The organism is Streptomyces sp. NBC_01551, from assembly GCF_026339935.1.
GTDB lineage: Bacteria > Actinomycetota > Actinomycetes > Streptomycetales > Streptomycetaceae > Streptomyces.
Genome location: NZ_JAPEPX010000009.1, coordinates 17302 through 28715 on the forward strand (window position 1 = coordinate 17302; position 11414 = coordinate 28715).

General features: G+C 74.0%; 1 protein-coding gene and 1 pseudogene. Both read right to left on the minus strand.

Annotated features, from left to right (window positions below):
* Position 1: 1 nt before the first annotated feature.
* Positions 2–9632, minus strand: a pseudogene (locus OG982_RS30805) (type I polyketide synthase).
* Positions 9633–9779: 147 nt separating this feature from the next.
* Positions 9780–11414, minus strand: a 1635-nt coding sequence (locus OG982_RS30810) for a beta-ketoacyl reductase (protein WP_323139308.1), incomplete at its 5' end; no start/stop codon positions are given.

The window sequence follows — 11414 nt, forward strand, 5'->3', positions numbered from 1 at the left end:
GCTAGATACCGAGCTCGTTCTCGATGAAGTCGAAGAGCTCGTCGGTCGTGGCTTCCTGGAGCTTCTCGGCCACGGCCCCGCCGCTCGAAGGGGCTTGCGGTTCACCCCATTTCGCGAGGAGGGCCTGCAGGCGCGAGGCGATGTCGGCCCGCGTCTCCCCGTCCGGATCGAGGACGGACAGCGCCGATTCGAGCTTTTCGAGTTCCGCGATGCCGGGGGCGGCCGCGGTGCTGCCGTCCTGGACGATCTCGGCGCGCAGGAACTCGGCCAGGACCGCGGGGGTCGGGTGGTCGAAGACCAGCGTCGCCGGGAGCTTCAGCCCGGTGGCCGCGTTCAGGCGGTTGCGGAGCTCCAGCGCGATCAGGGAGTCGAAGCCGAGCTCCTTGAACGCGCGGCCCGCGCCGACCTCGTCGGTGGTGGGGTGCCCGAGCGCGGTCGCCGCGTGGGAGCGGACCAGTTCCAGTACGGCCAGGGCCTGTTCGGCCTGCGCCATCACCGACAGCCGTCGGCGCAGCGCCTCGGCCGGGGAACCCCCCGGCCGGGCCGCCCGCTTCACCGGCGGCCGACGCGGCCTGCGCGAGCCGCCGCACCTCGGGCAGGTCCGCGAGGAACGGGCTGGGCCGCACCGCGGTGTAGCCCGGCGTGAACCGCTCCCACTGGATGTCGGCGACGGCGACGGCCGGCTCGGCGTGGTCGAGGGCCTGCTGGAGCGCCCGGATCGCGGCGCGCGGCGCCATGGCGGGCACGCCGCCGCGGTCGAGCCGCTCTCCGATGGCGCCGCCCGCGGCCAGTCCGCTGTCACCCCACCGGCCCCAGGCCACCGAGGTGGCGGGCAGGCCGTCGGCGTGCCGCTGCTCGGCGAGGGCGTCCAGGTAGGAGTTGGCGGCCGCGTAGTTGCCCTGTCCGGCGTCGCCGAGGGTGCCGGCGACTCCGGAGAAGAGCACGAACGCGGACAGACCGAGGTCGCGGGTCAGCTCGTGGAGGGTGAGCGCCGCGTCCGCCTTGGGGGCGAGCACGGTCGCGAACCGCTCGGGGGTCAGCCCGTCGATGACGCCGTCGTCGAGGACGCCGGCGGTGTGTACGACGGCGGTCAGCGGCCGGTCGGCGGGGACGGAGGCCAGGAGGGCGGCGAGGGCGTCGCGGTCGCTGACGTCACAGGCGGCGAGCGTGACCTCGGCGCCCAGCGCGGCCAGTTCCTCGCGCAGCCCGTCCGCGCCGGGCGCCTCGGCCCCGCGACGGCTGGTCAGGATCAGGTGCTCGGCGCCGTTCTCCGCCAGCCAGCGGGCCACGTGCGCACCCAGGGCGCCCGTACCACCGGTGACCAGCGTCGTCCCGGCCGGACGCCACTCGGGCGCGGTCGGCGCGTCGGCGAGCGGGGCGTGGACCAGACGCCGGCCGAACAGCCCGGAGGCGCGGAGCGCCACCTGGTCCTCGGAGCCGTCACCGGCCAGGACTCCCACGAGCCGTTCGAGCGTGCGGTCGTCGGCCTGCGCGGGCAGGTCGAGCAGACCGCCCCAGCGGTCGGGGAACTCCAGCGCGGCGGTGCGGCCGAAGCCCCACAGCAGGGCCTGCGCCGGATCCTGGAGCCGCTCGGAGCGGGAGACTGACACGGCGCCGCGGGTGACGCACCACAGGGGCGCGGCGACGTCGGCGTCCCCGAGGGCCTGGACGAGCACGGCGGTGCCGAGGAGCCCGGCGTGGGCGCGCAGCGCGGCCCCGTCGTCGCCGAGGGCGAGGAGGGAGAGCACCCCGGCGGGGGCGGGGGCCCCCTCCGTGGCGGCCTTCAGGACGGCGGTCAGCGCGTCCCGGCCGGCCGCGTCGGCGGCCACGGTGACGGTACGGACCTCCGCGCCCCGGTCGGTGAGCGTACGGAGAACAGCGGCGGCCGCGTCACCGGCCGCTCCGGAGACCGCCTCGGGCACGACGACCAGCCAGGTGCCGGAGAGCCGGGCGCTGGTGGCTTCGGTCAGGGCCTTCCAAGTGACCCGGTAGCGCCAGCCGTCGACGGTGGACTGCTCACGGCTCTGCCGCCGCCACGAGGACAGCGCGGGGAGCAGGGCGGTCAGGGGCTGGTCGCCCTCGATCCGCAGTTCGGCGGTGAGCGCGGCGAGGTCCTCGCGCTCGACGGCGTCCCAGAACCGGGCGTCGATCACGCTCTCGCCCGTCAGCTCACCCGCTTCGACCGCCGCGGCCTCCGGCCAGAACCGCTGCGACTGGAAAGCGTAGGTCGGCAGGTCCACGCGCCGGGCGCCGGTGCCGGCGAAGACCGCGTCCCAGTCGACCGTCACGCCGCGGACGTAGGCCTCGCCCAAGGAGAGCCAGAAACGCTCCAGACCACCCTCGTTGCGGCGCAGGGAACCCAGGATCGCGGCCTCGCGGCCCGCGTCCTCGACGGTCTCCTGCATCCCGACCGTCAGCACCGGGTGCGGACTCGACTCGATGAACACACCGAAGCCCTGCTCCAGGAGCGTGCGGGTCGCCTGCTCCAGCTCGACTGTCTGACGCAGGTTGCGGAACCAGTAACCGGCATCCAGCTCCGGCCCCTGCACCCACTCACCGGTGACCGTGGACAGGAACGGAACCTCCGCCGCCTGCGGAACGATCGGGGCGAGGAGTTCGGCCAGCTCGTCCCGCAGCAGTTCGACCTGCGCGGAGTGCGAGGCGTAGTCCACCGCGATCCGCTTGGCACGAACCCCGTCCGCCTCACACGAGGCGAGGAGCTCCTCCAGGGCCTGGACCTCGCCGGAGACGACCACGGAAGACGGGCCGTTGACCGCGGCGACGGAAATCCGCTCCTCACCCCACGGCGCGATCCGCTCACGTACCTCGGCAGCGGGCAGCGGCACGGACACCATGCCGCCCAAGCCGGCCAGCACCCGCCCGATCGCCTGACTCCGCAAAGCCACGACACGAGCCGCGTCCTCCAGGGACAAGATCCCGGCGACGCAGGCGGCCGCGATCTCACCCTGCGAATGCCCGATCACCGCACCCGGACGCACACCCGCCGAACGCCACACCTCAGCCAACGACACCATCACCGCGAACAGAGCCGGCTGCACGACATCCACCCGGTCGAGCGAGGGCACGCCATCGGCACCCCGGAGCACATCCACCAACGACCAGTCGGTGAAGGGCTCCAGCGCCTTCGCACACTCATCCACCCGGGCAGCAAACACGGGTGAAGCGTCCAACAGCGCCTCCGCCATGCCCACCCATTGCGACCCCTGTCCGGGGAACACGAACGCGCTCTTGCCCCCGATGACCGACCCCTGGACGAGCAGGGGTGCGGTGCCTCCGGCGGCCAGGGCGGCCAGGCCCACGAGCTGTTCCTCGGGGTCCCGGCCGATCAGTACCGCGCGCCGGTCGTGTGCCGTGCGGGTCGTGGCCAGGGAGTGGCCGACGTCGACGCGTCGCAGGTCAGGACGGGTGGCGAGGTGGTTCAGCAGTCGCTCCGCCTGGCCGCGCAGCGCCTTCTCGGTCTTGGCCGTCAGCGGCCAGGGCAGCGGGGTCCGTCGGTCGGAACCGGTGTCGTCCGGGGTGGTCGCGGTCAGTAGGGGGTGGGGGGTCGACGACGCAGGGGTCGCCTGTTCGTCGGACCCCTGTTCCGCCGGGGCCTGCTCGATGATGGCATGGGCGTTGGTCCCGCTGAACCCGAACGACGACACTCCCGCTCGCCAGGGGCGGCCCCCGGTCTCGGGCCAGGCCCGCTGTTCGGTCAGCAGGGCCACCTCGCCCGCGCTCCAGTCCACGTGCGGGGTGGGCTGGGCGATGTGGATGCTCTGCGGCAGCATGCCGTGCTGCATGGCCAGCACCATCTTCATCACACCGGCCACGCCGGCGGCGGCCTGCGCGTGACCGATGTTGGACTTGATCGAGCCGAGCAGCAGCGGCTGATCGGCCGGCCGGTCCTGCCCGTACGTGGCCAGCAGGGCCTGCGCCTCGATCGGGTCGCCCAGGGTCGTACCCGTGCCGTGCGCCTCCACGACGTCCACCTCGGCCGTCGTCAGGCGGGCGTTGGCCAGGGCCTGGCGGATGACGCGCTGCTGGGAGGGGCCGTTCGGAGCCGTCAGGCCGTTGCTCGCGCCGTCCTGGTTGATGGCCGTACCCCGGACCACGGCCAGCACGGGGTGCCCGTGGCGCCGCGCGTCCGACAGCCGCTCCACGAGCAGCATGCCGACGCCCTCGGCCGGGCTGAAGCCGTCCGCGTCGGCGGAGAACGCCTTGCAGCGGCCGTCGGTGGACAGGCCTCGCTGGCGGCTGAACTCGATGAAGGTGCCAGGCGTGGACATGACCGTCACACCGCCGGCCAGGGCCATGGAGCACTCGCCGCTCCGCAGCGCCTGCACCGCGAGGTGCAGGGCCACGAGCGATGCCGAGCAGGCCGTGTCGACGGTGACCGCCGGGCCCTCCAGGCCGAAGGTGTACGAGAGCCGGCCGGAGACGACGCTGCCCGCGCTGCCGGTGGCCAGGTGTCCTTCGAGGCCGTCGGCCGCACCCCGTACGAGGTGGGAGTAGTCGGAGCCGTTGGTCCCGACGAACACGCCGGACTGGCTGCCGCGGAGGGTGTCCGGGTCGATGCCGGCCCGCTCGAAGACCTCCCACGAGGTCTCCAGCAGCAGCCGCTGCTGCGGGTCCATGGCCAGGGCCTCGCGCGGGGAGATCCCGAAGAACGCCGGGTCGAAGGCGGCCGCGTCGGAGAGGAAGCCGCCCTCGCGGGTGTAGGAGGTGCCCTGCGCGTTGGGGTCGGGGTCGTACAGCGCCTCGACGTCCCAGCCCCGGTCGGCCGGGAACTGCGAGAGGGCGTCGCCGCCGGAGGCGAGCAGCTGCCACAGTTCCTCGGGGCTGCGGACGCCGCCGGGGAAGCGGCAGCTCATCGCGACGACGGCGATCGGCTCGGCGTCGGACGCGGAGGCGGAGGCAGTCGGTACGAGCGTGGCGCCGACCGCGCCCTGCCCGGCGAGCTCTGCCCGCAGGTGGCGGGCGAGGACGGTGGGCGTCGGGTAGTCGAAGACGAGGGTGGGCGGCAGCTTGAGGCCGGCGGCGGCGTTCAGGCGGTTGCGCAGCTCAACGGAGGTGAGGGAGTCGAAGCCCAGCTCCTTGAACGCCCGGCCGGCCTCGACGGCGTCGGGCCCGGCGTAGCCGAGGACGGCGGCGACGGCGGTACGGACCAGCTCCAGCAGCAGCCGTTCCTGCTCGGCCTCGGGCTGCCCGGCGAGCTGCCGGGTGAGGACGGCGGCGCTGCCGGTGTCCTCGGCCGCGTCGGTACGGGCGTGCTCCATGGCCTGCCGCGCCTCGGGCAGGTCGTGCAGCAGCGGCCGGGCGCGGCCGGAGGTGAAGGCCAGGACGAAGCGCTTCCACTCCATGTCGGCAACGGTCAGCGTGGTCTCGTCACGGTCCAGCGCGTGCTGGAGTGCGCTGACGGCCCGCTCGGGAGCCATCTCGATGACGCCGTGGCGGCGCATCCGGTCGCCGACGGCGCCTTCGGCCATGCCTCCGTCGCCCCAGGGGCCCCAGGCGAGGGAGGTGGCGGGCAGCCCGGCGGCGCGCCGGTACTCGGCGAAGGCGTCGAGGAACGCGTTGCCCGGCGCGTAGTTGCCCTGGCCGGGGGCGCCGAAGGTGGCGGCGAAGGAGGAGAAGAGGACGAACGCGGACAGGTCGAGGTCGCGGGTCAGCTCGTGCAGGTGCAGCGTGGCGTCCACCTTGACCCGCAGGACGCGCTCGACCTGCTCGGGCGTGAGCGCCTCGATCACTCCGTCGTCGAGGACGGCGGCGGTGTGTACGACGGCGGTCAGCGGCCGGTCGGCGGGGACGGAGGCCAGGAGGGCGGCGAGGGCGTCGCGGTCGCTGACGTCGCAGGCGGCGAGCGTGACCTCGGCGCCCAGGGCCGTCAGTTCCTCGCGCAGCCCGTCCGCGCCGGGCGCCTCGGCCCCGCGGCGGCTGGTCAGGATCAGGTGCTCGGCGCCGTTCTCCGCCAGCCAGCGGGCCACGTGCGCACCCAGGGCGCCCGTACCACCGGTGACCAGCGTCGTCCCGGCCGGACGCCACTCGCGCACCGGCGGGGTTTCGGCCAGCCGGGCCCGCACGAGACGTCGCACGAAGAGCCCCGAGGACCGCACGGCCACCTGGTCCTCGGCGGCGTCCCCGGCAAGCACGCCGACGAGTCGTCCGAGCGTCCGGGCGTCGGTCTGCGCGGGCAGGTCGATCAGACCGCCCCAACGCTCGCCGTGTTCCAGGGCCGTGACGCGGCCGAGTCCCCAGATCGGGGCCTGCGCGGGATCGGCCTGCTGCTCGGAACGGCCCACGGACACCGCGCCACGGGTGACGCACCAGAGCGGAGCGGCAACGTCGGCGTCACCGAGGGCCTGGACGAGCGCGAGGGTGGCGATCACCCCGGCGGGCGCGGCGGAGCCGATCGGCTCCGCTTCGGCCCCGGCGGGGGTCAGGAGGGACAGCACGCCCGCCACGGCGGGGCCGTCGGCGAGTGCCTCACGGATCCGCTCGACCAGCTCGGCACGGGCGTCGTGGGTACGGGGGACCGCGATCTGCCGTACATCGGCCCCGTGTTCGGCGAGCGCGCGCACGACGGCGTCGGCTCCCTCACCGGCCTCCGGGACCGCGACGAGCCAAGTGCCGGTGAGACGGGTGGCGGCGGGCTCGGGAGCCGGCTTCCAGGTGATCCGGTAGCGCCAGCCGTCGACCGTGGAGCGCTCCTGCCGACGGCGCCGCCAGGAGGACAGCGCGGGCAGGAGAGCGGTGAGCGTCTCGTCCCCGTCGATGGCCAGCTCGGCGGTGAGGGCGGCCACGTCCTGGCGCTCGACGGCCTCCCAGAAGTGGGCGTCGGCGGTGTCGGCCGGGGACACGGCGGGGCCGGCGTCCGGGGCGGTACCGCTTTCGAGCCAGAAGTGCTCCTGCTGGAAGGCGTAGGTGGGCAGGTCGACGCGCTGGGCGCCGGTGCCGGCGAAGACCGCGTCCCAGTCGACCGTCACGCCGCGGACGTAGGCCTCACCCAAGGAGAGCCAGAAACGCTCCAGACCGCCCTCGTTGCGGCGCAGGGAGCCCAGGATCGCAGCCTCGCGGCCCGCGTCCTCGACGGTCTCCTGCATGCCGACGGTCAGCACCGGGTGCGGACTCGACTCGATGAACACACCGAAGCCCTGCTCCAGGAGCGTGCGGGTCGCCTGCTCCAGCTCGACTGTCTGACGCAGGTTGCGGAACCAGTAACCGGCATCCAGCTCGGTGCCGCTGACCCATTCGCCGGTGACCGTGGACAGGAACGGAACCTCCGCCGCCTGCGGAACGATCGGGGCGAGAAGGGTGTCGAGCTCCTCACGGAGCAGCTCCACCTGCGCCGAATGCGAGGCGTAGTCCACCGCGATCCGCTTGGCACGAACCCCGTCCGCCTCACACGAGGCGAGGAGCTCCTCCAGGGCCTGGACCTCGCCGGAGACGACCACGGAAGACGGGCCGTTGACGGCAGCGACGGAAATCCGCTCCTCACCCCACGGCGCGATCCGCTCACGTACCTCGGCAGCGGGCAGCGGCACGGACACCATGCCGCCCAAGCCGGCCAGCACCCGCCCGATCGCCTGACTCCGCAAAGCCACGACACGAGCCGCGTCCTCCAGGGACAAGATCCCGGCGACGCAGGCGGCCGCGATCTCACCCTGCGAATGCCCGATCACCGCACCCGGACGCACACCCGCCGAACGCCACACCTCAGCCAACGACACCATCACCGCGAACAGAGCCGGCTGCACGACATCCACCCGGTCGAGCGAGGGCACGCCATCGGCACCCCGGAGCACATCCACCAACGACCAGTCGGTGAAGGGCTCCAGCGCCTTCGCACACTCATCCACCCGCGCGGCGAACTCGGGCGAGGCGTCGAGCAGCCCCGCCGCCATGCCCACCCACTGCGAGCCCTGACCCGGGAACACGAAGGCGGTCTTGCCACCGACCACGGACCCGGTCACCACACCAGCGGCCAGCGAACCCGACGCAACCGCAGCCACACCGGCAGCGTGATCGCCGAGAACGACGGCCCGGTGATCCAGCCCCGCACGCGTCGCCGCCAACGACCAGCCCACATCCAGCGGATCCACACCCGGCACACCCGCCAGCCAGCCGGACAGCCGCTCCGCCTGCGCCCGCAACGCCCCCGCGCTCTTGCCCGACAGCACCCACGGCACCACCGGCATCCCAGAACGAACATCCGGCTCAACGGACTCAGCCGTATCCGCGTCCGCCTCCGGCGCCTGCTCCACGATCACATGCGCGTTCGTCCCGCTGAACCCGAACGACGACACACCCGCACGACGCGGGGCACCGGTCCGCGGCCAGGGGACGCTCTCGCCGATCAAGGAGACGGCGCCCGCCTCCCAGTCCACGTGCGGGGTCGGCTCGTCGAGGTGGAGGGTCTTGGGGACGACGCCGTGCCGCATCGCCTCGACCATCTTGATGATGCTCGCGACACCGGCCGCGGCCTGGGTGTGACCGATGTTGGATTTGATGGAGCCGAGCAGCAGCGGCCGGTCCGCCGGCCGGTCCTGCCCGTACGTCGCGAGCACGGCCTGCGCCTCAATCGGGTCGCCCAGGGTCGTACCCGTGCCGTGCGCCTCCACGACGTCCACCTCGGCGGTGGTGAGGCGGGCGTTGGTGAGCGCCTGGTGGATGACGCGCTGCTGCGAGGGCCCGTTGGGGGCCGTCAGGCCGTTGCTCGCGCCGTCCTGGTTGATCGCGGAGCCGCGGATCACGGCCAGCACCGGGTGTCCGTTGCGCTGCGCGTCCGACAGCCGCTCCACGAGCAGCATGCCGACGCCCTCGCCCCAGCCGGTGCCGTCGGCGGCGGCCGCGAAGGGCTTGCAGCGGCCGTCGGCGGCCAGGCCGCGCTGGCGGCTGAACTCGGTGAAGGTGGCCGGGGTCGCCATCACGGTGACCCCGCCGGCGAGGGCCATGGTGCACTCCCCCGCCCGCAGGGCCTGCACCGCGAGGTGCAGGGTGACCAGGGAGGACGAGCAGGCCGTGTCGACGGTGACGGCGGGGCCTTCGAGGCCGAAGGTGTACGCGACGCGGCCGGAGGCGATGCTGCCGGAGCTGCCGGTGCCGAGGAAGCCCTCGACGCCTTCGGGGACGGAGTCGAGGCGGGCGGTGTAGTCGTGGTACATGACGCCGGCGAAGACGGCCGTCCGGCTGCCGCGCAGGGACGTCGGGTCGATGCCGGCCCGCTCGAACGCCTCCCAGGAGGTCTCCAGCAGGAGCCGCTGGTGCGGGTCCATGGCCAGGGCCTCGCGCGGGGAGATGCCGAAGGGGGCGGGGTCGAAGCGGGCGGCGTCGTAGAGGAAGCCGCCCTCGCTGACGTAGCTGGATCCGGCGCTGTCGGGGTCGGCGTCGTAGAGCGACTCCACGTCCCAGCCCCGGTCGACGGGGAACCCGGAGACGGCGTCGTCACCGTCGGCGACGAGCCGCCACAGGTCCTCGGGGCTGCGGACGCCGCCCGGGTAGCGGCAGCTCATCGCGACGATCGCGACGGGTTCCTGGTTCTGCTCCTCCACCTCGCGCAACCGCCTGCGGGCCTGGCGCAGATCGGCGGTCGCCCGCTTGAGGTAGTCGCGAAGCTTGTCCTCGTTCACCATGTGCGTGGGCTCCATGCCAGAGAGGCGGTCGTACGGGTCTGTCCGTGGGGTGTTCGGGGTGTTCGGGGTGTTCGGGGTGTTCGGGGTGTTCGGGGTGTTCGGGGTGTTCGGGGTGCCGGGCGGGGCGGGGTGCCCCGCCCGGCGTGCTCAGGCGCCGAGTTCGTCGTCGAGCAGGTCGAAGAGCTCGTCGTCGGTCACCGCGTCGAGGTCGTCGTCGGTGTCCTCGTCGGTGCCGGTGCGCCGTCCGGTGTCCTGGCCGGCGTTCCACTTGGCCATGAGGGCCTGGAGGCGCATCGTGATCCGCGAGCGGGTGACGCTGTCCGCGTCCGTCGCGTCCACCGCGCCCAACGCGCTTTCCAGCCGGTCGAGTTCACCGAAGACGGTGGGTCCGCCGGCGCCGAGGGGCAGGGCGGAGCGCAGGTATCCACTGAGCTGTTCGGGGGTCGGGTAGTCGAAGATGAGCGTGGCCGGGAGCCGGAGTCCGGTGGCAGCGCCGAGCCGGTTGCGCAGCTCGACGGCGGTCAGCGAGTCGAAGCCCAGCTCCTTGAACGCGCTGCCCGGTTCGATGGCGGCCGCGCCGTTGTGGCCCAGTACCTGGGCGACGTGGGTGCAGACCGTGTCGAGCAGCACCCGGTCCCGTTCGGCGGGCGGGAGTTGGGCCAGCCGATCGGCCAGCGTCCCCGGGGCGTCCGCGGAGGCGCCGCCGCTCGTCCTGCGTCGTACGGGTGTACGGAGCAGGCCGCGCAGCAGCGGGGCGACGGTGTCGCCCACCTGGGCCTGGAGGGCGGCGAGGTCGATCCGGGCGGGCACGAGCAGGCTCGCGCTCCCCGGCTCCCCGGCCTCGGCGACCGCGGCCGTCGACGCCCGCAGGGCAGCGTCGAAGAGGGCCAGCCCGTCGGCCTCCGACAGCGCGTTCATGCTGCCGCGGCCGAGGCGGCGCCGGTCCTGGTCGTCGAGGGTGGCGGCCATGCCGGCCTCGTCGTCCCACAGGCCCCACGCGAGCGAGAGGCCCGCCAGGCCCTGGGCCCGGCGGTGCTGGGCGAGCGCGTCGAGGAAGGTGTTGCCGGCCGCGTAGTTGGCCTGTCCGGCGTTGCCGAACACGCCGGCCGCCGAGGAGAACAGGACGAACGCCGCCAGGTCGAGGTGCCGGGTCAGCTCGTGCAGGTTCCATGCCGCGTCGGCCTTGGGCCGCAGCACCTTCGCGACCCGCTCGTGCGTGAGCGAGGTGACGGTGCCGTCGTCGAGCACACCGGCGGTGTGCACGACGGCCGTCAGCGGGTGTCCGGCCGGTACGGAGGCCAGCAGGGCGGCCAGCGCGTCCCGGTCGGCCGCGTCGCAGGCCGCCCAGGTGACCCGGGCACCCGACGCGACCAGCTGATCGGCGAGTTCGGTGGCGCCGTCCGCCGCCGCGCCCCGCCGGCTGGTGAGCAGCAGGTGACGTACGCCGTGCTCGGCGACGAGGTGCCGGGCGAACAGGCCGCCCAGGGTGCCGGTGGCCCCGGTGATCAGGACGGTGCCCTCGGGGTCGACGGCGCGGGTGGCGCCCTCGCCCTCGCCCTCGCCCTCGCCCTCGGCTGCGGCCGCGGGCGCGGGCGGGGTGAGGGCCGCGCGGGCCAGCCGGGGCGCCCGTACGGTCCCCCCGCGCAGGGCGAGCTGGGTCTCGTCGGTGGCGAGCGCGGCGGGCAGGGCCCCGTAGGAGGGGCCTCGCCGTCGAGGTCGACCAGGACGAACCGGCCGGGGTGCTCGGCCTGCGCGGAGCGCACCAGGCCCCACACGGCGGCG